Raw genomic sequence first — 26,590 nt, 5'->3', positions numbered from 1 at the left:
TAAAAACTCGGCTGAATCACTACATAGAAATGTGATTTCAGAGATTTACATCGTATTTAAAGAGATTTTTCCATTTTTTTAAAAAGTACACCGTGATATCCTTGGTTTGTAATAATTACGTTAAAAACTCTGAATTAGGTAGTAATTTGGAATCCAAATGGGGGTGAATGGAAGTAAAAGTAACGTTGATGGAGTAGTAAGGAGGTTCAGTTCACTTTGTACCGCTTTATTTTTTTGCAATTTATCATTTTCTAAACAAGGAGAGGTTTAAAATGTTAAAAGGCAAACACTTCAAAAGTCTCACCATTTTAACGTTACTGGGGTTAATGCTCATGAACTTCGGGCCAGCCATTACTAATGTTCAGGCTGAAGCAGCTAATGGACAAGTTGAAGAGGGTCTGAAAGGAATACCAGGAACAGTTGAACATAGTTCAGATGAGAACACCGCCGCTTGGCAGCGTTTACAATATGGAATGTTTATTCATTGGGGATTGTTTTCACAGCTAGGAGGCGTTTGGAATGGAGCACCTGTCACCAGAGGCTACAGTGAACAAATTCAGATGTGGGCAAACATTCCTGAAAAAGATTATATCGAGGCTGCAGCCAATACCTTTACAGCTGAAAATTTCGACCCAGACGCGGTCTGCTCTCTGGCAAAAGACGCAGGGATGAAGTATATCGTTATCACTAGTAAGCATCACGATGGTTTTGCTATGTTTGATACAGCTACTACAGATTATAATATTGTAGATAAAACTCCTTACGGAAAGGATCCATTAAAGGAACTTGCGGACTCGTGTCGTAGCATAGGATTAGGGTTTGGTGTTTACTTCTCGCTAGTCGATTGGAACCAAGGACATGCATTTGATGGTAACAATAATAATCCGATACCAGCATCGATGGAACCAATCATCGAAGGTCAATTGAAAGAACTAATGACAAACTACGGTCCTATTGCTGAGGTATGGTTTGATATGTCCTCACCAACCAAAGCTCAAAGTAAGAAGTTTGCTAATATCGTTCATGAGCTTCAACCAAACACCGTTATAAATAGTCGGATTTGGAATAACGAAAGTGATTTCCGTACATTAGGAGATAATCAGGTTCCTACTACTATAATTGACGGAGCTTGGCAGACACCTGCCTCGATTTATCATTCCACTTGGGGATACCGCAGCTGGCAAGTACGCGACAACCTTGAAGGAAAGGTTCGGGATCTTGTAGTAGGTTTAAGTAGTGTAGTTGCACGTGGCGGCAATTACCTGTTAAATATAGGTCCTCGTGGCGATGGCTCAGTTGTTGAATTTGAGGCTGATGTACTTCGTGCAATTGGAGACTGGCTTGAAAGGCATCCTGGAGCTGTAACTGGGGCTTCGGCAACTAGTTTCGGTAAACAATCTTGGGGTGAAGTAACGGTAAACAATCAAGACTTGTTCTTACACGTGACTAATTGGCCGAAAACAGGGAATCTGAAGCTTCCTGGGCTTGCAACCCAAGTTCTTAAAGTAGAAGGCGATGGAAATACCGGAGAATTAGAATGGCATCGTAATGGTAATGATCTTGTAATCAAATTACCTGATCAGCCAACAGATTCGATCCTTCCGGTAATTAAGGTCGGATTAGCTGATGAGCTTCGCATTATTCCTGCAAAGACACAATTGGTTTCTAATGAAGGAACATGGACTCTTAATTCAACTAACGTCGACCTAGGACGTAGTTATGCTGATGGTGGTAGTTATTATACAAACAAGCAAACTACAATTCGTCACACTGCCTATATTGTTAGCCCAAAAAGCGGTCAAGTGTACCTTGAACTGAGTGGGAAAGCAATTGCAAATGAGAAATATCGAGTGGAAATTGGGAATCGCTCTTATGTTGTAACGGGTGATCAACTTACTAAGGAAAAGATCGGGCCATTCACAGTCCCTGCCAACGAGGTAACTCCATTTACGATTACGCTCGCAGAACCCGCTTACTTTTCCATGGATCTCGGATTGCAATTCACCTCAGCACGTATAGCGATGCAATCTAATGCAGCGATGTTGAGCGGCGCAGCGAATATCGATGCCGGCAGTTCGTTCGACTTAACTTACGGATTATCTAATGTGATAGGCGACATCTATGCGCAGGATCTGACGTTCTCCTATGATCCGGCGAAAGTGGATTTTGTTGCTGCCGATTCTTTGAAAAATGGAATACAAGTAATATCCCAGAAAGAAACACCGGGCCAAGTTCGAATTATTGCAGCCAGTCTGGGAGCGGATCAAGTTTTAAATAACGATGGAAATTTACTGAAGCTATCATGGAAAGCCAAACCGCTCACCGAATCGACGCAAACGGAAATCAGCCTGTCCAATGTAATTGTATCGGACGGTAATGGCGTAGAAACACAGCTCCAAAACGCAGTTCACAGCATGTCGATCACTTACACAGCTCCAGCCGATAAAACGGAATTGAACAACGCAATAAGCAATGCTCAAAGCACATACGATTCAGCTGTAGAAGGTGATAAAGTCGGCCAATACCCTTTTGGTTCGAAAACAGTTCTGAAAGCAGCGATCGAAAGCGCCCAGGCAGTTGCAGACAATGCGAAGGCTACTCCAGAGCAAGTGAATAAGGCCGTATCCGATTTGAATGCTGCATTGTCGGCATTTACCGCTTCAATTAATGTGGCAATTCCGGCAGACATAAACGAAGACGGTAAAGTTACTATCGGTGACTTGGCGATGGTAGCAAGCCACTATGGCAAAACGTCCACAGATCCAGATTGGGAAACGATTTACAAAGTTTCCGATCTGAACAATGACGGCAAGATTGATATTCTAGACCTAGCGATCGTAGCCCAATTGATTCTCGGATCTTAATACTCATTACAATTGAAAAGCTGTCCCGCACTAGCAGAATAACCTGCTGCGGGACAGCTTTTTTATATTGCAGATGTCAATTAGATATACATGTTCTCGAAGCTTCGAGAACAAACTTCAGGAGAGGATAGAATTATGGGAAGTTCTCCAATAGCTCTTTCTTGTGTTGGCGTATTCCCATGCTTTCTGTTTCTGGGTACCGAATGTTCGATAATCAAATGACCGTTTCTTGCGGGTCATGGTGCGAATACTCAACTCTCGATGAATGGCTAAGACATGTTTCTTTAAAAGGGTATCCTTTTCCTTGCGAGATGCATGCGCTTTAACTTTACTGATCCAACTTTCCTCCTTCAGCTGTAGTCATACGATCTTTTTCTTTATCTCTTCCGTGTATCGTGAAAACCTCTGTCATTTTGTTGCCATAAAAAATCCCCTCCAATAAACAATGTTGAGTCCATAAAATCATGAGCTCTTTTTTCACTGTCTACCGTAAGGGGATAATACCGGGTAGTAAAATTACACCATCACTTTTTTATTATACTGTCTCAATGATTATTCTTGCCAATATTGCGAGATCCTCAATATCAATCTTGCCATCACCGTTCAGATCTCCCAGTATTCGGGTTATTACCGAAGTTTTAAACGTTTCCAGCGCTACACTCAGTTCGCTTGCTGCTTGATCCACTTGCTCTTGAGATGCCGATGTATTGTCAGCTACTGCCCGAGCGCTATCAATCGCTGCTTGAAGCGCGGCTTTCGATCCCGCTGGATATTGACCGACATTCGTTCCTTCTGTTGCGGCATTATATGCGGTTTGAGCAAGCGAAATCCATTCATCTAACGTCGTTTTGATTACGTGGTGGATTGACACATGATGCGAAGCACCTTTCAATTGCAACTCTTTTCCTTCGCCAGTAAAGGGATCCGTAGTAGTACTTCATCAAGAGCTCGTCATTGAGCTGAACATAGGATCTTGACCAATATTTCTCCCACCAATCCTGATGAAAAGCATATGAACGGTTAATAGCTGATTCGTTTTCAACGGCGTTCAGTTCTTCCATAACATGGTCAGTTGACTTGGCAGAGAATTTCCCGCCTCCGATTGCTGATATCACATACACGCTTCCAGTTGCGGGCAATGTAAAGGTTAAGGTCCCCAGATCAAAAGTGTTGGACTTTATATCGATTATTTCAGCGCCAATGACTTTCGTTGCCACTGTCACTGTCTCATCCACTTTTCTGGTTACCCATACCCCTTTACTTCCATTCAATATTCCTGCACTGGTTACTCTACCATCGTTGACCATGGCCTTTAGAGTCATCTTGACTGGTTGCTCAATTCCATCAATGCTAGATAATTGGGTAATTAGATAATTTCCATTATCTGTTGTCCAAGAGCTTGTAGAAACAGTGCTTTCGGTTGTAATAGGCAGCACCGCTTCTACCTGTGCTTTCAACATGTTCTGAGTTTGAAAATATAATGAACTATCCCCCGAAACGGTTGCCCGGTTCTCATTTCCATAGTTAAAATCTAGATCCAATTCACCTACATATTTAATATTATGGCTTAGATCACTTTTAGAAATATGAAATACTTGTTTATCAAACCTTCCTCCTGAAACAACGGCAATATCACCATTTCCGAGAAGCGGCCCATCTGGGATACCCCTTTCCCCCGAAAGATGGAGGTGTTGTGTACTGAGGCTTCATAATTCCAGATGCTACTGAATCCCACTGTTTGCACTGCGCCAATGTTAATGTCATGGTTAAAATAACCTCCATATATTAAATAGTCATTATGAGACATTTGGTGATATAAGTAATTCAACTTTTGCAGCTTAAAATAGGCAGGTAACCCTTGATGTAGCTGGGCAAACAGGCGATCCATTGCTGGAGTTGTGTTTGAATGAGTCTTGTGATTTTCTTATTGGCTTACTTCATCACAAAGTAAATGATTATCTCAGTTTGACTGTATTTTATCCAATCAAAACTTTATTCTAAGTGCTGGGTGGAGTTAGACTGTATTTCATCCAGTCAAATCGACTGTTTGGTCCTGAAAAGGTTGCTAGCGTCGTATTAGAGTGGATATTTTCCATTCAAACACAAAGGAAAGGGATAAAAAGACGATTAGACTGTACAAATTCCATTCAAACAGTACGTTTTTAATGATAAGAATGTATAAGTTTCACTCTCATAATAGGCTTAACATTCAGCGCGAAACATTGCTTTGCCGCCAAGGCCGTCGACAGCCGTTTACGCTTTGTCAAGCCCCATGAATATTTGGTCAAAATCTCATTGATATAAACGTTTCCAGGTCTTTTTTGATCTGCGAAATTTGAGTAAGTAAAATTCAAATCATTTCCCCCCTGCCTATCGGCTTGCAGCTGGGGGGTGAACAACACAGACAATTATTTGACTGCCACCGGTGCGGTTGGCGATGAGATGCCGACCCGGGTGACAGCCGTCACCATGTAGTAGTAGATGGCATCTGCGGTCACGGCAGTATCTGTATAGCCATTGGCGACCACGGTGTCGAGCCGCTCATAGCCCGTTCCATAAACAGAGCCGGCAGACTGACCGGAGGCTACGGTCTGAAGCTTCTGGCGGTAGACCACATATTCCGTTGCATCTGGAGTATTGTCCCAGGTCAGCTCGATGGACTCATCGCAAGTACGGACGGCCTGCACACTCCGAGGCCGTGCCACGCCCGCCGCTGCCTGTCCGGGCAGGTTTGATAGGGTGTACACCCCGCCCTCGGTGGTCTGAAACGAAATCCTGTCATTGGAAATATGTTGGACGGATGCGCCGGAAACGATTGCGCTGCCGACACCGGGATATTCTATCTCACTGACGCCGCCGGCGCGGGAAGTTATGGTCATAGCCGAGAGCTTCGAACCGGCCCAGTCCATATCAAAGACGAAGTTGCCTCTGGCAACCAGGCCCCTGACACTGCCGCTGGGCCACGAGTCGGGCAATGCGGGCAGCGGCTGGATGTAACCCAGATGGCTCTGCAGCAGCATTTCCGCAACGCCGGAGGTGTAACCGTAGTTGCCCTCGATCTGGAATATATATCCAGCACTGTCCAGTGCGCCTCCATGGGAACCGTGGGAATCCAGCAGGTTGTTCATAATTCCGCGGGCGTTCTGGGTTAAAAACGCCTGTACCATTCGATATGACTTGTTGCCATCCATCGTTCTGGCCCATAGGTTCAGACGGTGTCCCTTAGACCATCCGGTCGTGATCTCGAAACCGCTATGCTCCAGAGAAACCTTGGCAGCGTCTATATAGGCCTTGTTTTCCTTGTTTATCAGATTGCCTGGATACATGCCGATCAAATTGGAATTGTGACGATGCACATCTGCGCCGCCAGCATTGAAGTTGTAGGCTCTGCTGCTCCCAATGCAGCCTATGCTTGTTTCGTCATACCACTCTTTGATCTGGCCCTGATTTCCGATCTGTATGGGGTTTAGACCATCCATCTTCTCCAGCCAGTCTTTGCGAAGTTCCTCATCCACGCCGAGGATCTTGGAAGCCTCGATGGTCTCCTTATAGAGCTGCCAAACCACCGACTGGTCATAGGTGCTGCCGATGGAGGTCGGGCCCTGCTCGGGGGAAATCGAAGGTGAAACCACCCAGCGATTTTGCTTTGTACTCCAATTCAGATAGGAGTCCCAGAACTTGACCTGCTCGCGCATGGCCGGATAGATGGTCGAACGCAGGTACTCCACATTGCCGGTGAAGCGGTAGTAATCATACACATTTTGCAGCGCCCAAGGCGCGCCGCCCATGTTCCAACCGTACTCCTGGCTGCCGCCGGGGGCGGTCATGCCGAAGGGGTTATTCTGGGTGTGGACAACCCAGCCGTTTTCCTCACCGGGTCCACTGATTACGCCATGAGAATTGGAGGCGGTGACACGGCCCGGCTTGCGCAGGGAGTCCACGTACTCCACAAAGGGGACGCCACTCTCAGCCAGGTTGGTGTTATACACCGGCCAGTAGTTCATCTGGACGTTGACGTTAAAGTGGAAGTCACCGCCCCATTCCATGCTGCCCACGCCCCACATACCCTGGAGATTGGTGGGCAATGCGCCCTCGCGGGAGCCGGCGATGGTCAGATAGCGTCCGAACTGAAATACCATTACATCCAATATTTGATTGAAATTCCCCTTACGGTACTCGCCAATAAGCTCATCGGTGGGTACATTGACCGGGGCCGCGCCCACATCCAGGCTGACACGTGAGAACAGCGAGTAGTAATCCTCGACGTGGCGGTTGCGCAGCGCCTGATAGCCCCTGCCCACTGCTTTATCCAGCTTGTCTGTGATATCCACATGGGGATCCTCACCGCGATAGGTCGGATAGTCATTCTTGTAGTCGGTACCGGAAGCCATCACGATGGTCACAGCATCGGCATTGCGCACCTGAATCGTTCCTGAGGAGGTCGTGGTAGTAGTACCGCCCATGGTCAGCACGCGGATCTGTCCCTCATATTTCAGGCCGTTGTCCGCAATCGCCCCGTAAAGAGTAATGGTGTTATCCAAAGCGGCTATCGTCGCACCATCCTGTTGGCAGGACATACTAACATCAAAGCTCTGCTTGCCCTTGTTGTCGGCAGTGAAATGGTAGACTTGCACCTTGTCGGGGTAGCTCGCAAAATACTCACGCCGGAAGATACCATCGTCGTTCTGGTAGGAAACCGAAGCGATAGCCGTATTGAGGTCTAGGTCGCGGACATAATTTCTGGCCGTGGCTTCCGTATGACCTGCGGGAGCGAAGTCCACCCAGAGGTCGGCAAAGTCCTGATAACTGCCCATGCCGTCAAGGTCGCCGAACATATCGCTGACATTGCCTCCGCCATTGTTGTATGAGTGGCTTTCCAGCTCATCTTGATTTTTTTTGACCGTATTCTCCGACATCGGCGTGCTGCGGTTGCCACCATTGTAGTTTCTCGATGTTGCCGGGCCGCCGGTCCAGAGGGTCTTTTCATTGAGGTGGATCCGATCCTTGGTTACGCTTCCAAAGAGCACGGAACCAAAAAATCCGTTGCCGATTACAAGGCCCTCGGTTTGCCAATCTCTGACCGGCTGTTTGTACCATAGGCGCATACCGTTTCTGGCAGCCTCTTGCTCAGCCTGCTCCACTAATGTGGGCTCGGAATGGCCGAACTTTCCGTTGATTCTACTATTGTTCATGTGTTTACCTCCTGGTATCTAATTATGTAGTCTCTCGGCTATCATACTACACATCAAACTCCACAGTAAGTGGAAGGCACTCTATCAAACAGGAATTGCTCATTATACAGCAATGGATGACGGTATTGCTACGCTATATTAGGCGGATTTTATTTATGTAAATCAGATACGTATCTAATTGGGCTGTGATTGAATGGGAAGTGGCTTAGGAGTTAACCACTTCCCTTATTTATACGATATAGCGGGCCCAAATCCTGTCAACAGATGCTGCTGAATTATACTCTTACTGCGCTCTCAGTATTTATCTCGTCTTGAACAACCTTGATAATATAATCTCCATATGTATCATAAGCACTCCAATCATCAAGTTGAATAGATATTTCACCATTTACTTGATTAAACGGTAAAGAAATCCCGGTATACAGATCTGTAATAGTTTCAATTGAAATAGTTATCATCAAGAACACATTACTTCCACGAGAGTACTTTGCAAAATGCCGGACAAAGGTTTGAGCTTTCTTTCATCACCGTTAGCATTCCTGTAGAGCATTATTTATCGTCCCTTATCAAGCTGACAAATTTCACGAATTAGTGAGCCTTCGTGAGAGAACAAAATAGTTCATCGGCAATGGGAACACATTCTTGGCCTAAATCGGCAATCGGTACATATTCTTGGCCTAAATTGTTTATCGGTACATATTCTTGACATTGCACATTGCCAAGAATATGTACCGATAAACAAAAAAACCGCGATTTACGCGGTAATTAATCGGCTCATATTCTTGTCACCCGACAGTTTAGTTGTTTATTTATAGGCAGTCTTTCATTCCTCCGCCACCGTCGAATTCAGAGAACGACTGCAGTACCTGGTCGGAACTCGTTTGTACGAAAGTCTACATCAGGAGAAGTCCGGTTCGAGTAGGTCCGTTCAGCCCGCTTCTTATATTATTGCTTATCTGGGCTCTGGCCAGTTCGGATTGATCCAGCATTGGTTCATGACCGATCGAACGCTTCCCCGGACGAAATTGCCCTGATGCTGACTCGAATTATCCGTAATTCTCCCTGTCTTTCCCCTCATTTTAGCGGAAGCTGACGACATCCGATACCATTTACGGGAATGCAAGACGACGGTGTCCTTCAAGGCTCCGCCGTCTTATATGCCGTTCTTCCTTTATCCCCAAGCAGCCAGCTCCATCTCGAAATCGGTCGTGAAATCTGGGCTGATCGGCGTGACCCGCACGTTCACGTTAGCCTTCCAGATGTTGAATGAGACATCTGGTAAAACGCCCTCGTAGACATACAGTCCCTTGGCCTGCTGCTGTAACAGCTCCAGCTTTGCCTTCCAGATGCCACGACGGCCGTCGGAACCGACCGCCTCCACGCGGACGTCCTTGTGCCAGATGGCGCCGAGTTGAATTTCGGCACGGAAGGCCGTCTTGTTTAGCCCGATCCTGCTGCTATGGTCGGCCAGAATGTCCGCTTTCCTGACGCAGACGCCGGACCAGTTGTCACGGATGAATTGCTTGTAGGCGGCAACCCTTGATGCGACCTCGAAGTTGTCAGCGGCGAACCGCTTCCCCCTTACGGTCGTGGGGACATACAACTTGTGCCAATAATCGCTTACCATTCTGTGGGTGTTGAAGACGGGCGCGATTGAGCAGATCGACTCTTTCATCAGGTTGACCCATTCCGTCGGGACCGCGTGATCACCCCGCTTGTAGAACAGCGGAATAATCTCTTCCTCGAGCAGCCGGTAAAGCGCTTCGCTGTCCTGTTGCGCCTGGTATTCGAAGTCGCCGTCCGTCGCGCCTTCGATGGCCCAGCCGTTCCGCCCGTTGTAGCCTTCCACCCACCAGCCGTCCAGTACGCTGCAGTTGAGTACGCCGTTCATGGCCGCCTTTTGCCCACTTGTACCGCTCGCTTCCATCGGCTTCACGGGCGTGTTGAGCCAAACGTCGACGCCTTGGACCAGCTTCTTCGCCTTATCCATCGCATAGTTCTCCACAATGTAAACCCGGCCCTTGAACCTTTCCTCACGGGATAACTCCACTATTCTGCGGATAAGTTCCTGTCCCGGTCCGTCCGCGGGATGCGCTTTTCCGGCGAAAACTAGGCACACGGGGCGCTGCGGATCGCCCAAAATGTGCGCGAGCCTCTCTAGGTCGCGGAAGATGAGCAGTGCCCGCTTATACGTCGCAAACCGCCTGGCGAAGCCGACGATCAACGGTCCTTCACCGGATGAGGCAAGCGGCAGGCCCAACTCCCGGACCATCTCAGATTTCGCCCGCTGATGCTCCTCCCACAGCTCTATGAGTGGGATATCCCGAACAGCAGCCCATACATCCGGTTCCGCAGTGCGGACGGCCCAGTTGGGCGGGAGGTGCCGGTCGAACAGATCCTTCATGCCGGTGGCTAGCCACGTCCCGATATGGATGCCGTTCGTGACTGAATCGACTGGAATGTCCTGTCTCGGAATATGCGGCATCCACCGGTGGAACATGTCCTGGGTCACCTCGCCGTGCAGCTTGCTCACCCCGTTCACCTTTGACGACGTGCTGACGGCAAGCCGTGTCATGTTGAACGCATCGCCCACTTGGCCGAGCGACAGCACTCGCTCCCTGTCCGTCCCGAACTGCCAGTAATAGTCGCCGAAATAACGGTCCATCATGTCGATGGAGAAGACATCATGCCCGGCCGGAACTGGTGTGTGCGTCGTAAATACTGTGCTCGCCTTGACCGCTTCAAGTGCCGTCTCGAACAGCACTCCTTCGGCGGACAGCATGCGGATGCGCTCGAGCGTCAGGAACGCTGGATGCCCTTCGTTCATATGCCAGACGTCCGGCTGGATGCCCAGCGTTGCAAGCAGTCTCGCTCCGCCGATACCGAGGATCATCTCCTGGCTTATGCGAACGTCTTGTTCGCTTGGATAGAGAGTGTCGGTCAAGCGGCGGTCCGCGTCGCTATTCGATTCAACGTCGGTATTGAGCAGGTACAGAGTGACCGAGCCCATCTGAACGGACCATGCTTTCACATACACCTGCCTGCCGCCCACCATCACGTCGACGACGAGAGGCCGCCCTTCGGCATCCCGCACGAGACGAACTGGGTAGGAGCTCGCCTCTGGGTCGATTTTGTGATACAGATGCTGTTGCGAGCCGCCCTCATCGATGTGCTGCTGGAAGTAACCGTTACCGTAAAATATGCCTACGCCCGTAAGCTGAACATTCATGTCTGAGGCCGCCTTGATATGGTCGCCTGCCAATATGCCAAGGCCGCCCGAGTAAATCGGTAAAGTTTCGTCAAGTCCAAATTCTGCCGAGAAATACGCTACACCACCGTTTGACATCATCCCACCTCATTTTCGCGAAAAGTTGCGTTTTGCCTTGTAAGCACCTGACTTGATGCCTCTATACTATATGCCGGTTTGCAGTACACGTGCCTATAGCAAGCGGGAGCCACCCTGTGGTAAACCCCGGCAAGCCGGATATATAGGAAACCCATTTTTCATACAGATCACTGACTGAGTTTGACACTACTCGCGTTAGTGAAGTAAATAAAAAAACGGCTGCAGAAGCAGCCGTTAATATCGTTAACTATATTTAATTTATAGAAAATCTAGATCATTCATTCAAATAAATAGTCACTCTGTTCTGAATAATTTTGGCTACGTCTTCAGCTGGTTTTTGCCCAGTAAAATAAGCTTTAGCTTCTTCAGCAATGATCGTTTGAACCTTGTTCATTGGTATTATCTGAAGAAAAGCTTCTGATATCATGGTATTTAGTACCTGAAGATCCTTATCGGATACTTGCACTATCCCGCCCTTCCCAGTATCAATCGTTCCATTTTTTGCTTCATTCCTTACATCATCAAACATATTTTCATTAACGGATTTATTCATCGAGAAGCCATCTTGCTGCGGTATGCTTTGCATATCTTTGGACAAGAGGAATTTCATGAAATCCCACGCTGTCCCTTTGACAGTTGAATTCGAATTCATAGCAATGCTATTAAGTCCGCCGAACGCAACCCCAGATTTCTGCTCAGTCGTATGCGGCTTCTGATAAATTTTTCCGTTTTCATAGTATAAACCGAGACGAGCTAGGTAATCTGTTGGGGAATATATTTCTGATAGTTTAAAATTGCTATTAGGTTCGAATTCGGCTGATATGATTTTCTCGGCGTACAAACTCTTTACACGCTTTAGTAGATCTGTAAAGAGTGTGGAATCAAAATTCGCTTTACGGTTAGCTCCGTCTACCAACTCAGCATAATTATCCGACACAAGTGAGTTAAGCATATTCTCTGGTTCCAAGCCTGCTAAAGAGTTGGCATGAAGACCCTTATCTGCTAGTTGTTTTCCTACATCTGCAAACTGACTCCATGTCCAGTTCTTATCATCGATAGTGATGCCAGCTTCCTCAAAAGCAACTGTATCCCCGAACAAAGTTTCCAAGTAAAATTTGGTTGGAAGAACATATAGCCCACCATTCATTTTTGAATTATTGAGTATGTTCATATAATATAGGTTGGGGTCGAAGGATTTATCCATTTTCACGAATTCGTCTAAGTTTACGAACGCTTTTTTGCTAACGTACTTATCAATCGGCAGGTCGACAGTATTAACGACAAATAAATCTGCTCCTTTACCCGACAAAATCTCTGTTGTGGTCGTTTTAATGTATTTCTCCACTTCAGCAGGGCTCATCATACCACCAGCTTGTGAAAACTCTTTAAACTCTATCGTCGTATTCGGATGAGCAGCTTCGTATTTCTGTTTTGCTTGCATGTAGAAATCGTTCGTGGCAAGGATTGAAATCTCAAGGGTCTTCTTGCTCTCTTTATTTTCATCCTCTAGGATACTGATACTGTTATTCTCAGAACCACTAACGGTTTTGCCTGTACTATCAGTACTTACGGAACTGCTGCTTTCTTGTTTGTCGCTGCTATTCGTTGTACTACCACTGCATGCTATTAAACTCACCATTAATACTAAACATATGAATATACTTAACCATTTTTTCATTATTAAATTCACTCCCAATTATTTATGAATATCTATCTCTTTCTTACTCTCATGCCATCTTGAAGCGGTTCACTACTCTCCATAATGACTAACTGTCCAGGATAAGCCCCATTAAGGACAATGGTTGTATCTACATTTGCATCACCTACTTCTACGGCCACCTTGTTAGCATGATACGTGTTGCCAAGCGGTCCTTTCTTTTCTTCCAAGACAAAAATATACGGATTAGAACCCTCACTATGAATGGATTTACTCAGAAGAAGCACGCCATTTTCATCCGCAATAGACTTACTGAGATTCACAGTTGCTTGTTCTCCGCCCTGTAATTCTGTACTTTGTATCGTGATTAGAACTTGTTTAAGAGATTTGGATACGGACGAATTGTTCTCTCCCCCATCATTTACAGCCGAAGCCGAATTATTAGCATCCACATATTCAATTCCTGTAACAACACCTTCTAGGGATTGGGTAACTCCCTTGATCTTGACATCAACGTTCTGTATGCTTCCGAGCTCCATTTGATCGGCAATCGAGGACGGAATTTGTAAAGCCAATTGAAAGCCTAGACTCGAATTAGATAGGAGCACATCTCCCCCAACACTACCTGATGGAAGACCTATTATGGCAGTTACTTTCGTGATGACACCATCGTACGGAGCCACGATATGTCTGTGACTCTCCAAGTCCTCCTGCAAATTGCGCACTTTACGTTCCTGTACTCCTATTTCTAGACGTGCAACCTCAATATCTCGTTTGGTGCTGCGAATCTCTATATCATCCCCGTTATGAAAAGAGTTAATATAACGTTCTTGCAGGCCTTCCTTCATTAACTTCTGCTGAGAGAGATTAGCTTGCTCATCTTGGATGCGATTCTCAGCTTCTCGACTATCATAAGTCACGAGGGTTTGGCCCTTAGTGACACGATCTCCTACTTTTACCTGTATATCCTTGACAATCCATCCATTCTTGTTGGACAGATCTACTTCACTAATCGGCAGCAACAATCCGCTGCCGCTGTAATTATGTACAAGTGGACCGGATTTCCCTTCTTCTACCCAAACTTTGGGTAGATTCATCGTGAGCAGTGTATTGCTATAGAGAGTTAAGATAAGCAGTATAGCAATGAATAAGATAAATAAGCGTCTGATCCATCGTTTATAGCTAGATTCAGCATGCTCTGTGGCACGCATCTCCATGTAACTTCCCCCCTTCTTGTCTTTCCCATATATGCACTAACCCTTAATACCTGACAACTGAACACCCTCAATAAAATAAGATTCCGAATATAAAAATAGAAGTAACATCGGAGACATATATAGTACGGACGCGGCAAAACCGATTCCTCGTGCCTCCTGTTGGATTCGTGATAAGTATAGAGAAAGTGGCTGCTTAAAAGTATCATCTATAAAGATCAGAGGTTGCTCTACCATGTTCCAATAATCTACAAAGAGAAGAACGACTAATGCAGCTAATCCTGGTTTGATTAAAGGAAGAATGATTCGATAAAAGATTGTCAAATGTCCAGCACTATCCATGATGGCGGCCTCTACATAAGAATAAGGGATCGACAACATGAACTGCCGGAGCATAAAGACACCGAAAGCAGCAAATATTCCAGGAAATACGATTGCACTTGCGCTGTTCAAGAGACCAAGTTTATCCACGATAATATAGTTCGGCACTAACGTCACTTGAAATGGCATGAGCATAACCATTATATAAACGAAGAATATAGGCTCTCGACCTCTAAAACGAAGTTTAGCAAAAGCATAAGCAGCGAGTGATCCTACTACGACCTGCCCAATGATGATGGGCACAACCATGAATACAGAGTTCCAAAACATATTCAGATAAGTTGATGTTTGCAACAGAACTTTGCCATACTGCTCGAAGGATACCCAATCAGGAATCAGTTTTAAATTTACAAATTGATCCTTTTCTCCTGCAGACTTGTCTATCATCTGCCCAATAAGATCGTAATTAGTTCCGATCTCTTGCTCTGTCATAAGCGAGTTCATAAATGTAAATATAATAGGGAATACCATAAGTACTGCTATGACAAACAGGATGAGGGATAAGAAACATTTGTGTAGAAACGCTATTCTCTTCATATTATTCCTCACTCATTCCATAAATCGTCTGAATTGACGCTCCAGTGCGAGCATTCCAACAACAAGAACCAGTATGTAAGCTACCATCAATGTTGCGGCCGCTGTCAACTTCTGGACATCAAGCGAAAAAAACATATTGTTCATGTAATGCTGCATCAGATAAATACTGTCATGCGGATAATCTCCTGCAATTAAATATGTTTCTCGGAAAATTTTGAACGAATTGATGATCGACATTAAGACGACGAGGAACATCGTAGGTGTTAAATATACGAATGTAATATGGGTTAGTTTACGGAGCGGACTCGCCCCTTCTATGTCCGCAGTTTCGTAATAGTCGCGTGGTATGCTCTGTAGTCCTGCCAGAAATAATATGATATTGTAACCGACATATTTCCAAAGATAAGCAACTGAAAGCACACCTCTTGCCCACTCCGATTTCATCCAGTCGATTCGCTCAAGCTCTAAGCTTAGCAGCCAGCCGTTCAGTGCTCCATTCCAATCAAACAGAATTTGCCAGATCATCACAATGGAGGCAACTGGTACTACAAGCGGCAACACATAGGCAGTCCTGATCCATTTACGAAAATATACATTCTGATTTAAGAGCAATGCTAAGATTAATGAGATAAGAACTATTAACGGAACGCTTATACCAGTGAACAGCATCGTATTCCACGAGGCTTTACGGAAAGAATCACTTGCAAGCAGTTCTTTATAATTGTCTAAGCCTACAAAAGATCCACCTATCGTGTTATTCATCAATGAGTACACAACACCCATACCAAATGGGATTAGATAAAAGATAGCAAAACCAATTATGCTTGGTGCTAGAAACCCTATCGCAATGACACCTTGTTTTCGAAATAAATGTAGAGGTTTCATACCTGTCCTCTATTACTGAAATAGGCTGTAATTCCTTCGACAATCGCGGTTGCTACTTTGCTTTGGAAATCGTTAGATTGGATACGTTGTTCATCTTCTTTATTTGAAATAAAACCTAACTCTAGTAAAAGGGATGGACTGGAGTTTTCGCGCAGTACATAGTAGTTACCCTGAGCTACTCCTCGATCTTTGGTATCCATACTTTGCTTGAATAACTGATCATGTACAATCGTTGCTAATTGTTGATCATCCGCCTGGTGGTAATAAGTCGTTATACCTGAAACATTACTGCTTTTAAATCCATCATAATGAATACTGATAAATAGATCGGCCGAATGACTTTCCGCAATATCCACTCGCTCCTGTAGGGTTAGAAATTCATCACTATCTCGGGTCAAGACGACGTTCGCTCTCGTTTTCTCTTCTAACTCTCGCTGAATTTTAATGGCTGTTGTAAGTGCAGGATCTTTTTCGTAAATGCCCATTTGGCCTATTGCACCTACATCTTTTCCACCATGACCTGCATCAATCACAATCGTTTTCCCTGCTGGTATGCGACTTTCTTGCTTCATAGACTCGCTATGTTCAGAAGTCATAGTTACATTATTCTTAGGGGTATTCGTCTGTACAATAAATGCAAATGATGCCGAAATTAAAAATAAGGATGCAGATATAGTAAGGATCTTTTTACCTTTCATAAAACCATTCTCCTCTAGTTATGAAATATCTAGCTGGAAGTACGTATCATTCCATATCGTTATTCTAGTAGAGGCTAATCAAGATAATGAGTGGATGAAATAAAGATTAGATAAATATGCCGTAGATAAAAAAACCACTTACATGTCGGTTTGATGATCTCCGTCATGAAAGTGGCTATGATAAACTTACAAATTTTTATTCAAATAGAAGAAAAACATAACGCTATCTTCTGTGTTCGCGGCGCCGTATGGAACACCATGCAACTCCAGAATATTTTTGGATATCGCAAGTCCTAGACCCGTTCCACCTTGTGCACGATTTCGTGCACTATCTCCTCGATAGAAGCGTTCCCATATTTTACTTAATTGTTCCGAGGATATATGAGCTCCTTTATTTTCTACACATACCTGAACTCGTTCTTGTTCTTCCATAACTGAAATGATAATTTGTTCTTGTTCTGGTGTATATTGAATCGCATTAGCAAGAAAATTAGTAATGACTTGCTCGATTCGGTGCTGATTGGCTATAACTTCTACAGCAGCAAGCTCAGTATGCAAATGAAGGTTTTTCTTGCTGAACTGGGGAGACAAATTTTCACATATCTCTTCAATGAGCTTATCGATGTAGAATGCATCCATCTTCATCGTATACGTACCAGACTCAAACTTAGCTAGCTCCAGCATATCCACAATCAGGAGATCCATCTTATCGACTTCTTTCTCCATAGCTTCAAAATAATGATCTTTCTTATGCGAAGCAACGCCATCCTTCAGAATCGAAATGCAGCTTTTCATAACACTTAGCGGTGTTTTTAGTTCATGGGATACCCCTGAAATAAATTCTTTCCTTGTACTTTCTAGTTGCTTTTCTTTCTCAATGTCCTTCTGTAGCTGTTCGATATAGGAATGTAAGGTTTCTGACAGAGAATTGATACTACGAGACAAGTCACCGATCTCATCATTGGATTTAATCGAGATGGTTTCCGAAAAATCTAAGCTGGCTATCTGTTTGGTCGTCCGATTAATTTGTAGTAATGGTCTGGCGATCTTTCTCGAGTAATACAATGCTGCAAGAATCACAAGTAACATCACAAGAGCAATCATGTATACATAGTAATCTTTAAGCATTTGAACGGCTTCATCAACAGGTTGTAGAGAAGCCATCGAGAAGATATAGTTGGTTGCTCCCTCTGAATCTTTGATCGGCTCAATGAAAAGTTTATACTTCACCTCATGTTGAGTAAAGTCGAGGATCGTTGATTGTTCATATGTGTTATTATCCTCATCAAATAATAAGCTGGCTTGAAACTCTTGTATTCTCTCCATAAACAAGCTATTCGTATAAATGAAACTGGAGGATTCATTCCCATTCGGCAGTTGAACCTTGGTTATTGTCCCAAAAAGATCAACACCAGGGAATTCTGTTTTAGTCTGTGAATTTTTAATTTTTAGAGTGAGTTCATCCATCTTTTTGTTTATTTTCTCATTCACCCATGTTATACCACTTTTATCTAATTTAACTTCATAAGGAATTAAAGCTGAATCCTTCTTAACCTCACCTATATGAACGCGCATCTTGGATGTCAGCAAGGATTCCAGCTGGTTTGTCTCTGTGTTCAAAACCTCATCAATGTTCATCATATTATAAAGAGGAATCGTAATGGTTTTACCAGAGAACTCACTAATATATTCATTTTTAGAGTCATCTAATTTTACTTCCAAATAAAAATCATTCACATTTTTTAAGTTTCCATGGCTATCTAAAGTAGTAATCCATGTGTTGTTTTCTCGATAAAAGTCCTGCTCCATCTTCTGGATGGCTAATACATTCCCATCGTTGTTTAAGTAATCATTCTTAAATGCTTGGATATTGGTCTGAATATCGTTTACTTTCCTATTGGCGTAGTATTGTTTAAAAAATATGGTTTGTCCAATATATACTGTAGCTAAGATGAACATACATAACATCGTCGTCAAAGTAAACAGTTTAAATACAATACTGGTTCTCATTGGTTGTCCTCGAATTTATAACCCACTCTTACGATAGTTGTAATGAGTTTGGACTTATCCCCTAGCTTATGTCTTAAATTACGGATATGCGTATTCACGGTACGATCATCGCCATCGTATTCATATCCCCAAATTTTCGTAATGAGCTGTTCTCTCGTAATGACAATGCCTTTATTTTGTATTAAATAAGCCAAGATTTGAAACTCTGTATACGTCAGGTTGATTTTCTCACCATTTACAGATAGAGTTCGGGAGGGGAAATGAATACAAACCCCATTTATAGTTAAAGAATCGTTATCATTTTTCTTATGAGACAACAAAGCATCAGATTGTAGATTTTCACGATACCTGCTATCGATCAGTCGTTTAGCTCTAGCTAATAGCACAGGTGGACTATATGGTTTGGTCACATAATCATCCGCACCTAGCTCAAACCCAAGCAATGTATCATCTTCGTCCATTCTCGCAGTCAACATAATGATAGGAACGTTAGATGCCTTCCGAATTCGTCTACAGACAGACCACCCATCTAATTCTGGCAGCATAATATCGAGAATAATTAAATGAATTTCATGTTCTTGAAATAAGGATAAGGCCACTTTCCCGTCTGCTGCTTCTATAACAAGATAACCTGCACTAAGAAGATAATCTTTAATAATTTCACGCAAAATATCTTCGTCTTCAACGATTAAAATTGTTTTTTTCATATAAATTCTCCTAGGTTAGGTCAAAACCTCGACTTTGTGCAAATGTAACATAGCCAGATAAAGATTATGTAAAGAATGTAAGTAAATAATCTCCGCCATTCTCTTCAATGATTATCAAAAGGAGCTACCCTTGCGGCAGCTCCCCACTATCGTACTCCATTAGCTTAACACTTTCTTGGTTGAAAGCCCTGATGTAAATACCTATTCCAATCTCTACTTCATCTGTGTTGATCTATAAGAATGGGATTACCATCAGGATCTTCAATTGTAAAACTTGCAGGGCCTTCACTTGTTTCATCTGCTTCAGACAGTATTTTAATACCTTTTGCTTTAAACTGTTTTTGAATATCTCGAATGTCCGTAAACGAATTAAGATTTTCGGCATTTTCATTCCATCCTGGATTAAAGGTCAGAATATTCTTTTCAAACATTCCTTGGAATAGACCAATTATACAACTTTCATTCTTCATAATGAGCCAATTTTGGGTAATATCGCCTCCAAAGACTTGAAATCCTAGATTTTCGTAAAATAATTTTGATTTGTAAATGTCTTTTACACTTAAACTTACAGAGAATGCGCCCAGTTTCATATTTCCTCCAATAAAAAATTATTTGGTTTATTGCATAAAGTATACAACATTACTTTGATGAACACATGTTTCACCCAGTATTGTAACCACGGAAGCAATTATTATTATACAAACAATGACACTCAAAAGTTATTGCACTATCGTTACCCGGATACAGTGGGCATACTTCCTGAGATAGAAATTTTCAAATTACTACTGTCAGTTTTGATAGAACCCGATCCATTTCATCAAAGTGTTCTTTGTCGCTTGAAGCATAAATCAAATCAAAACTATCGTCATTTTTCAACACAGTTATTATGCTGTCATCGTAATACCCATAAAATTCGATGCCAATCCAATGCCGAAAGGAAACACCTTTATTTTTAAAATTTTCACGAATAAAATCCAAGTCGGTTTGTTCTATGGAATAGAACGATTCACAGCCGTATTCAAGAGCGAATACGGTTTGCAAATAGGCCATTGCATAAAAAAATTCGATCAATGTTCCAAATTCCTTTTTCCATTCCTTTTCATCATAACTCATATAGACAGGGGGATTAGACCTGGATAAATCATCCTTATGGATTCCCCAAACACAGACACGCTGATTCTCGCAATAAAAAATTAAATATTCGCTATGTTTGAAGTATTGAAATTGCTGGGGATTGTTTAAATTATCTTGCGTATGATTCAGCCGCTCGTCTTTACCGATTTCCAAATAATAATCTAAAAGCACCTGGGGCAATTCACCAAAAATATTTTTAATGGTTTGTATCTCGTCATGACTAAACCCGTTTCGTTTCGTAATTTGAAACAGCTTTTTAATCATTGTAAAATCACTCATCCGCATCACACCTAATCTTTTAAAAATTTCCATCTATCATTTCTTACTTACGTTCACTATGCTGACTTATAACTTATCAAATTCCACTCCGTATTTATTGAAGATGGCCTTGTATTTATTTTCGAATATGGTCCATCGTTTTTCTGTTCCGTACTTTTCCTGCATAGCCTTCAAATAATGTTTAGCCGCTGCTACATCATTGGATTGTAATAGCAAATGAAAACTCTCTTCGCCCAGATGTAAAAATGGTCCTGAAGTGTAATAATCAACAAGGGATCTGGCACTGGTCTTAGTATCATAGAAATGAATAACCTCTTCTAATCCACTTAGCAGTGTTTTTATTAAATCATCCATATTCGTATCAGGAGTGATTGAAAATCGATCTGGAACAGACTGAGCAATTTCCCCAATTCTTGCTCTGAAGTGACACTCCGCTTCGATTTTTGGAAATTGAACATGTAGATGAGGTTTTCTGTTATCTTATTGAAATTCAAACTCTTCTTTGCGAAGCCAAGCTTGGAAAGGACCGGCTTTACGTCTTGCTTAATCATATCGTTAAAGTGCTGCTGCAACATGATCCCTCCTAGAAGATTACTACAGATTTTTTGTTTCAAACACATATTATTCTTTGTCAAAAAAATTATCTGGCAAATTTAATTCTTTCAAACAATCTATAAATTTTTCCCTGAAATTATCTTTGCTTTTATATTCCGGCCATGCAGCCTTATAATAACGCAATAACTTATCATGAGGGATAACGCCCCAATATAAAATGGTGTTTTTCACAACCTCCTTGTCGCCACCCATAAACATCTGTTCAATGATTTCCCAACTTTCCGATTTGTCATTGCAATTACGTGTGGCATAGATTGCGGCATTTTGTATATTTGAGTCGGTTTGACACAAAAAGGGCGCAAAGTTTTGGAGAGTAATCATGCCGGAAGATTCCAAAACATACCCCACATGACGTAACGTTTCCGGGTCGTGAACCCTGTCAAGACTTTGCAATATCAATTTTATAAATTCCGTTAAATCATAAGATTTACCGTACCAGTTCAGAATCATTAAAGCTTGTAAAAAATCCTCATTTCTTTCAGAATGCAACAGCTCCAGAAGATAGTCTCTTCCCGCGTCAACAGAGGTTTTGCAGATTAGCTGAATGGCTGTTGTGCGATCATTTTGTCTTTGCTCAGCAACGTCTTTTAAAAAATCAATGGTTGGCTGCGAGATTTTCTTAAACTTGAACATTCCATCAAGCGCTTTTGAATTGATTTCTTCGTTTGGGGCGTTTTGATAAACCTGTATCAAGGTATTTTCATCGCCCGGCATTCTACTGCCAAACCATGCGATATCATAATCCAGAATAATTTCGTCCAGCCAGCGCTCATACCAGTCCAGAAAGTTGTCTTCATAGACAAAGAAAAAGGGATGATCAGGATGAAAATCTGAAGTGTAAACGATTTTTCCCCTGTGATTCCCTTCAAGTACGAGATACATATCGAATTCGCAGCCTTGTGTGCCAATGCACAACATGCCGCCCATAACCATATCACGGGCGGCGTCGTATTCCGGGTCGGAGATGTCTTCATCACTGATCAGTGGCTCGATCAGATGGTTCCATTTTTCTTTTGTCATTCTCGGGTGAAGAACACACTTTGAAGTGAGTGCATTTCTTTCGGAAAAGGAAGTTGCCTTTTCAAGCGAATAAATCCCGTAATACGGCCCGGCACCTCCATTTCCGACTTTCATTAAAAACTGCGTATACGGCTCAGGGAGTGTGAACTGATTTTTTACTTGCCAGTCCGCAAGCTCTTTTGCTGTAAGCTTTTCATAAACCCTGTATTTGTGTGAGGAAGCTCCAAACACCAAAAAAGCCATATCTTTGCGCATGGCCTTTTCGAGTTTGTTTTTTATTCGATCAAGTTGCGTTTCTTTCTTCCAAAACAACATATTGAATCCCCCCTGTTGGTTATAGCTGGGCTTCCTTCGTTAGCTTATCCAGCAATTTCAGCAGATGTGGAAATCGGTATTCTCCGTACATACTCTGTATGTGCTCGGCAGCGACTGCTAGCTCCATGCCGACAGAAGTTATATACAAAGGCTTGGAGCTGTTACCTCGGTAAAGCTTTTTGACAAAGGCTTCGTTGTCGTGAAAGGCATTTTTTGTAACTCCGATCACTGGAATTTTCCCTGAAAAATTTGTGTAAACATAATGTCCGAGCCCGGGCTTTTTATCATTGTTTAAGTAAACATAGCCATCCACAACAATGGTTTGTATTTGGTTTATATCAGTAAGTTTCAACAGTTCCTGTATGCATGGGAGCTCTCGTTTATAGAAAAAACCTGGTTCGTATTCGTGAGGGTTTTCCGTATAAGACACGATTACTTCGAGTGGTTTAGAATCTTCCCAACATTGAAAAATAACCCCCACTGATTTCGCTTTATTTTCCTCATAATACACATCGACAGCGATAATCATTGATAGCGATTCCTTCCTTTAAGCTCATTTAAAGATAAAGATTATAGCCAATACATCACATTTCCGTGCCATTTCACCGCCGACAACGGGGAACAGGATTTCATCCTGCCCCCGCCGTCGTCCGCTTCATTTTACGGCAAAACCGGCTCCGCTGTCTATGCGTCTGCCGTCAGCTTTAGCAGTGGCTCCGCCCCCGCGCCCCCGGCCTCCTCCAAAGAACAGGATAGGGAAACGTCCGGATTATTCAGTGTGATTGTCTGGTTTCACAAGTCCACCTTTTCAACGTCATTGACGGTCTTGGAGGTGACATTCTAGTGGGCGGTCATAGGCCGGATACCAGACCTTGTCAAATTACCGCTTACAGCGAACGCCGGAGATGGACACAAGCACGGTTCCTGTATTGTCGGCCGATATGCTGTCCGGGACGTTGTAATAAAAAACGCATTCCTGTCCGCGGACAAGAACTTGATCCCATAAAATGAAAAAGCCGCATTATATGCGACTTTTAATGAGATATTGTTATTGTCATTCGACACTAATAGTATTTGATCGTTGCATTCCGGAATCCAATGTTATTGCATAATCCCCCATTAAATCAATTGTGATTGCATTAACTTATCAAATCAAAGTCCGCCGATGCGTGAATATTATCGTTCCTCGCTAACTTAAAACTTAGATCGAACTGAATAAAATGTCTCCTTGTCATGCTAAGCAATTACGAATCCCATACATGTTTAAAGTGGATTTAATGCATTACATCAAGTATTTTCCCGTGATCGACTGCTCCGAATGGATGATCTGCTGAGGTGTGCCCTCAAACACCAACTGGCCGCCCCTGCTGCCTCCGTCCGGTCCCATATCGATGATCCAATCCGCTTGGCTGATCACATCGAGGTTATGCTCAATGACGATCACCGTATTGCCGGCTTCCACGAGGCGGTTCATGATCTCCAGAAGGTGACCGATATCTGACATATGTAGGCCAGTCGTAGGCTCGTCCATCACGTATATGCTGCCCTTCTTATGCAGCTCGCTTGCTAGCTTGATGCGCTGGCATTCCCCGCCCGAGAGCGTGCTGAGCGGCTGACCGAGTGTAATATAGTTCAGCCCCACATCACTCATCGCCTGGAGCTTGCGCACAACCTCTTTTAGCTGGAAAAAATCCAATGCCTGCTCCACAGTCATCTCCAGAACTTCTGCAATTGACTTGCCGTTTAGCTTGTACGCAAGCACCTCTTCCTTGAACCGTCTACCTCCGCATACTTCGCATGGCAGCTTCACGCTGTCGAGGAATGCAAGGTCTGTATACACAACACCCAGCCCTTGGCAGTTCTCGCAAGCCCCCTTGGAGTTGAAGCTGAATAAGCCTTGACCCACCTTGTTCGCGGAAGCAAACGCCTTGCGCACATCATCCATAATGCCCGTGTAGGTCGCGGGATTCGATCGTGTTGACACGCCTACTGCTGATTGATCGATGACGATCGCATCCGGATGCTGGCTGAGGAATTCTTCGTTAATCAGCGTACTCTTGCCCGATCCGGCGACACCCGTAACTACTGTCAGCACTCCAGTTGGAATATCTACACTCACGTTCCGGAGGTTGTGCAGTGTGGCATCCTTGATGGACAGCTTGCCTGATGGCTGCCTGCAATCGTGCTTCAGCATGAGCGGCCGCTTCATATGGGTGCCTGTCAGTGTACCTGCCTCCAGTAGGCCTTGGAAGTTTCCTTCATACACGATGGTTCCGCCGCGGCTGCCGGCGTGAGGTCCGACGTCGACGATATGATCCGCCAACTTGATCACATCGGGGTCATGCTCGACGACAATCACGGTATTGCCCTTGTCGCGCAGCTTCTGAAGCAATTCATTTAATCGATGTACATCACGGGGGTGCAAGCCAACGCTGGGCTCATCGAAGATGTAAGTGACATCCACCAGACTGCCACTCAGGTGCTTCACCATCTTGACGCGCTGCGACTCGCCGCCGGACAATGTATCCGTCTCACGGTTCAGCGTCAAGTAATCAAGTCCGATATCCACTAGATGCTGCAGCCGCTCTGTCAGTGATTTGACGATCGGCGCGGCTACTGGATCGTCAATCTCCCGAATAACGCGAATTAGCTGTCCGACCTCCATGGAGGACATCTCCGCAATGTTGAGTCCATTGATCTTGCAACTGAGCGTGGCCTGACTAAGCCTCGCGCCGCGGCAGCTGGAGCATGGACCTTCGGAAATGAATGGCATAACCGATTTTTGCGTTCGCTCGGACTTCGTCTTCACATCCTGCTTGATATATTTGTTGGTGAACTTCTCTAGTACGCCTTCCACTGTAATATTCATTGCCTTACCGCCAAAATCCACCTGGACCTTCTTAGCCTTGGCGTATAGCAATTGTTCCAATTCCTCATCTGTATAATCGCACAGTTTCTTGGCTGGATCGAAATCCCCCGACTGCATGATCATGTTCCATTCCCAATCGTTCACCGCATAGCCCGGAAGCATAATGGCCCCTTCATTCAACGACATTGAAAGGTCCAGAGCCTTACTCATATCGACGCCCAGCTTGCGGCCGATCCCATTGCACTCAGGACACATGCCGTTCGGATCGTTAAACGAGAACATATGCGCTTGCCCAGCATAGGGCTGACCCACTCGGGAGAAGAGAAGACGGAGAATGGGAGAGATATCGGTAATCGTGCCCATCGTGGAATGGGAACCGCCGCCCAGCCTCTTCTGGTCCACAATAACAGCCATGCTCAGGTTCTCAATTGCGTCCGTATCCGGCTGCGGAACGCGGGGCAAGAAATTGCGTACGAACATGCTGAAGTTCTCATTCAGCAATCGCGTTGATTCTGCGGCGATCGTATCAAAGACGATCGATGACTTGCCAGATCCGGATACACCGGTGAAAATCGTGATCTTCCGCTTGGGAATGCGCAAGGATACGTTATTAAGATTGTTTTCCCTCGCACCTGAAATGACGATATACTCCTGATTAGAATCGCTCATTCTTAACATCCTTCCGATCGTGTTAATTTCTACTTATATTCACATTTTACCATTCATTGTGCATAGAAAGTCGGGGACCCCGAACTTTCGATGCGATAGCTTTTTCTCAAATATTCAGGGTGAATACGCACTTAGTACGACTTGACCCAAAACGAAATGAACTGGTCAGATTGTCAGAAGTAGACATAAACCGGCTGC

General features: G+C 44.0%; 20 protein-coding genes. 2 read left to right on the top strand and 18 right to left on the bottom strand.

All coding sequences use genetic code 11. The annotated features are described in order from the left end of the window. Nucleotides 1-272 precede the first annotated feature (272 nt). Nucleotides 273-2,864, top strand: coding sequence for an alpha-L-fucosidase (locus AC0YN7_RS05225; protein ID WP_475808887.1), 2,592 nt, complete (start codon nt 273-275; stop codon nt 2,862-2,864). Nucleotides 2,865-3,399: 535 nt separating this feature from the next. Here AC0YN7_RS05225 and AC0YN7_RS05220 read toward each other — a convergent pair. From AC0YN7_RS05220 to AC0YN7_RS05210, 3 genes are all read right to left on the bottom strand, one after another. Further along, nucleotides 3,400-3,735, bottom strand: coding sequence for a hypothetical protein (locus AC0YN7_RS05220; protein ID WP_475808886.1), 336 nt, complete (start codon nt 3,733-3,735; stop codon nt 3,400-3,402). Next, the gene (locus tag AC0YN7_RS05215; protein ID WP_475808885.1) at nt 3,698-4,405 is read right to left on the bottom strand and encodes a hypothetical protein; all 708 of its coding nucleotides are present in this window, start codon (nt 4,403-4,405) and stop codon (nt 3,698-3,700) included. The genes AC0YN7_RS05220 and AC0YN7_RS05215 overlap by 38 nt, the downstream gene beginning before the upstream one ends. A gap of 867 nt (nt 4,406-5,272) precedes the next feature. Next, the gene (locus tag AC0YN7_RS05210) at nt 5,273-8,056 is read right to left on the bottom strand and encodes a glycoside hydrolase family 95 protein (RefSeq protein ID WP_475808884.1); all 2,784 of its coding nucleotides are present in this window, start codon (nt 8,054-8,056) and stop codon (nt 5,273-5,275) included. Nucleotides 8,057-8,913: 857 nt separating this feature from the next. Between AC0YN7_RS05210 and AC0YN7_RS05205 the strand changes: the two genes are divergently transcribed. Next, nucleotides 8,914-9,090 carry a TetR-like C-terminal domain-containing protein gene (locus AC0YN7_RS05205; protein WP_475809116.1) on the top strand — a complete coding sequence of 59 codons (177 nt, stop codon included), beginning with the start codon at nt 8,914-8,916 and terminating at the stop codon, nt 9,088-9,090. Between the two features lie 137 nt (nt 9,091-9,227). Here AC0YN7_RS05205 and glgP read toward each other — a convergent pair whose 3' ends face one another. The 15 genes from glgP to AC0YN7_RS05130 all read right to left on the bottom strand — a co-directional run bounded on the left by glgP (nt 9,228) and on the right by AC0YN7_RS05130 (nt 26,392). Then, the gene (gene glgP / locus AC0YN7_RS05200) at nt 9,228-11,405 is read right to left on the bottom strand and encodes an alpha-glucan family phosphorylase (RefSeq protein ID WP_475808883.1); all 2,178 of its coding nucleotides are present in this window, start codon (nt 11,403-11,405) and stop codon (nt 9,228-9,230) included. Nucleotides 11,406-11,676: 271 nt separating this feature from the next. Further along, nucleotides 11,677-13,080: an ABC transporter substrate-binding protein gene (locus AC0YN7_RS05195; RefSeq protein ID WP_475808882.1), complete on the bottom strand. Its 1,404-nt coding sequence runs from the start codon at nt 13,078-13,080 to the stop codon at nt 11,677-11,679. A gap of 32 nt (nt 13,081-13,112) precedes the next feature. Beyond that, entirely contained in the window at nt 13,113-14,276 is a 1,164-nt protein-coding gene (locus tag AC0YN7_RS05190; RefSeq protein WP_475808881.1) for an efflux RND transporter periplasmic adaptor subunit, read from the bottom strand. 36 nt (nt 14,277-14,312) lie between these two features. Continuing rightward, complete coding sequence (locus AC0YN7_RS05185) at nt 14,313-15,191, bottom strand: carbohydrate ABC transporter permease (RefSeq protein ID WP_475808880.1); 879 nt, start codon at nt 15,189-15,191, stop codon at nt 14,313-14,315. A gap of 12 nt (nt 15,192-15,203) precedes the next feature. After that, nucleotides 15,204-16,076, bottom strand: a complete 873-nt coding sequence (locus AC0YN7_RS05180) for a carbohydrate ABC transporter permease (protein WP_475808879.1) — start codon at nt 16,074-16,076, stop codon at nt 15,204-15,206. Continuing rightward, a complete protein-coding gene (locus tag AC0YN7_RS05175) occupies nt 16,073-16,774 on the bottom strand; it encodes an N-acetylmuramoyl-L-alanine amidase family protein (protein ID WP_475808878.1) in 702 nt (233 codons plus the stop codon). The genes AC0YN7_RS05180 and AC0YN7_RS05175 overlap by 4 nt, the downstream gene beginning before the upstream one ends. Before the next feature lie 186 nt (nt 16,775-16,960). Further along, on the bottom strand, nt 16,961-18,784 hold the full coding sequence (locus AC0YN7_RS05170; RefSeq protein WP_475808877.1) for a sensor histidine kinase: 1,824 nt from the start codon (nt 18,782-18,784) through the stop codon (nt 16,961-16,963). Continuing rightward, the gene (locus AC0YN7_RS05165; RefSeq protein ID WP_475808876.1) at nt 18,781-19,491 is read right to left on the bottom strand and encodes a response regulator transcription factor; all 711 of its coding nucleotides are present in this window, start codon (nt 19,489-19,491) and stop codon (nt 18,781-18,783) included. Before AC0YN7_RS05165 ends, AC0YN7_RS05170 begins: the two co-directional genes overlap by 4 nt. A 218-nt stretch (nt 19,492-19,709) precedes the next feature. After that, on the bottom strand, nt 19,710-20,081 hold the full coding sequence (locus AC0YN7_RS05160) for a VOC family protein (protein ID WP_475808875.1): 372 nt from the start codon (nt 20,079-20,081) through the stop codon (nt 19,710-19,712). A 184-nt stretch (nt 20,082-20,265) separates the two neighbouring features. Continuing rightward, on the bottom strand, nt 20,266-20,937 hold the full coding sequence (locus AC0YN7_RS05155; protein ID WP_475808874.1) for a hypothetical protein: 672 nt from the start codon (nt 20,935-20,937) through the stop codon (nt 20,266-20,268). 33 nt (nt 20,938-20,970) lie between these two features. After that, nucleotides 20,971-21,258, bottom strand: coding sequence for a hypothetical protein (locus tag AC0YN7_RS05150; RefSeq protein ID WP_475808873.1), 288 nt, complete (start codon nt 21,256-21,258; stop codon nt 20,971-20,973). Next, nucleotides 21,246-21,479 (bottom strand): DUF4304 domain-containing protein, encoded by a 234-nt coding sequence (locus AC0YN7_RS05145; RefSeq protein ID WP_475808872.1) that lies wholly within the window; start codon nt 21,477-21,479, stop codon nt 21,246-21,248. The genes AC0YN7_RS05150 and AC0YN7_RS05145 overlap by 13 nt, the downstream gene beginning before the upstream one ends. Before the next feature lie 46 nt (nt 21,480-21,525). Beyond that, nucleotides 21,526-22,854, bottom strand: coding sequence for an SMI1/KNR4 family protein (locus tag AC0YN7_RS05140; RefSeq protein WP_475808871.1), 1,329 nt, complete (start codon nt 22,852-22,854; stop codon nt 21,526-21,528). Nucleotides 22,855-22,873: 19 nt separating this feature from the next. Further along, on the bottom strand, nt 22,874-23,383 hold the full coding sequence (locus tag AC0YN7_RS05135; protein WP_475808870.1) for an endonuclease V: 510 nt from the start codon (nt 23,381-23,383) through the stop codon (nt 22,874-22,876). Nucleotides 23,384-24,136: 753 nt separating this feature from the next. Then, nucleotides 24,137-26,392, bottom strand: coding sequence for an ATP-binding cassette domain-containing protein (locus AC0YN7_RS05130; RefSeq protein ID WP_475808869.1), 2,256 nt, complete (start codon nt 26,390-26,392; stop codon nt 24,137-24,139). Nucleotides 26,393-26,590: the final 198 nt, after the last annotated feature.

It is taken from the genome of Paenibacillus sp. J31R122 (assembly GCF_056269185.1).
This window is presented reverse-complemented; position numbering and strand designations above follow the sequence as displayed.

Bases quoted from the DNA above. Each gene is read 5' to 3' on its own strand.
- AC0YN7_RS05225 (WP_475808887.1), top strand. From the start codon at position 273: ATGTTAAAAGGCAAACACTTCAAAAGTCTCACCATTTTAACGTTACTG.
- AC0YN7_RS05210 (WP_475808884.1), bottom strand. From the start codon at position 8,056: ATGAACAATAGTAGAATCAACGGAAAGTTCGGCCATTCCGAGCCCACA.
- glgP (WP_475808883.1), bottom strand. From the start codon at position 11,405: ATGATGTCAAACGGTGGTGTAGCGTATTTCTCGGCAGAATTTGGACTT.
- AC0YN7_RS05195 (WP_475808882.1), bottom strand. From the start codon at position 13,080: ATGAAAAAATGGTTAAGTATATTCATATGTTTAGTATTAATGGTGAGT.
- AC0YN7_RS05190 (WP_475808881.1), bottom strand. From the start codon at position 14,276: ATGGAGATGCGTGCCACAGAGCATGCTGAATCTAGCTATAAACGATGG.
- AC0YN7_RS05185 (WP_475808880.1), bottom strand. From the start codon at position 15,191: ATGAAGAGAATAGCGTTTCTACACAAATGTTTCTTATCCCTCATCCTG.
- AC0YN7_RS05180 (WP_475808879.1), bottom strand. From the start codon at position 16,076: ATGAAACCTCTACATTTATTTCGAAAACAAGGTGTCATTGCGATAGGG.
- AC0YN7_RS05175 (WP_475808878.1), bottom strand. From the start codon at position 16,774: ATGAAAGGTAAAAAGATCCTTACTATATCTGCATCCTTATTTTTAATT.
- AC0YN7_RS05170 (WP_475808877.1), bottom strand. From the start codon at position 18,784: ATGAGAACCAGTATTGTATTTAAACTGTTTACTTTGACGACGATGTTA.
- AC0YN7_RS05165 (WP_475808876.1), bottom strand. From the start codon at position 19,491: ATGAAAAAAACAATTTTAATCGTTGAAGACGAAGATATTTTGCGTGAA.
- AC0YN7_RS05160 (WP_475808875.1), bottom strand. From the start codon at position 20,081: ATGAAACTGGGCGCATTCTCTGTAAGTTTAAGTGTAAAAGACATTTAC.
- AC0YN7_RS05155 (WP_475808874.1), bottom strand. From the start codon at position 20,937: ATGGAAATTTTTAAAAGATTAGGTGTGATGCGGATGAGTGATTTTACA.
- AC0YN7_RS05150 (WP_475808873.1), bottom strand. From the start codon at position 21,258: ATGGATGATTTAATAAAAACACTGCTAAGTGGATTAGAAGAGGTTATT.
- AC0YN7_RS05145 (WP_475808872.1), bottom strand. From the start codon at position 21,479: ATGTTGCAGCAGCACTTTAACGATATGATTAAGCAAGACGTAAAGCCG.
- AC0YN7_RS05140 (WP_475808871.1), bottom strand. From the start codon at position 22,854: ATGTTGTTTTGGAAGAAAGAAACGCAACTTGATCGAATAAAAAACAAA.
- AC0YN7_RS05135 (WP_475808870.1), bottom strand. From the start codon at position 23,383: ATGATTATCGCTGTCGATGTGTATTATGAGGAAAATAAAGCGAAATCA.
- AC0YN7_RS05130 (WP_475808869.1), bottom strand. From the start codon at position 26,392: ATGAGCGATTCTAATCAGGAGTATATCGTCATTTCAGGTGCGAGGGAA.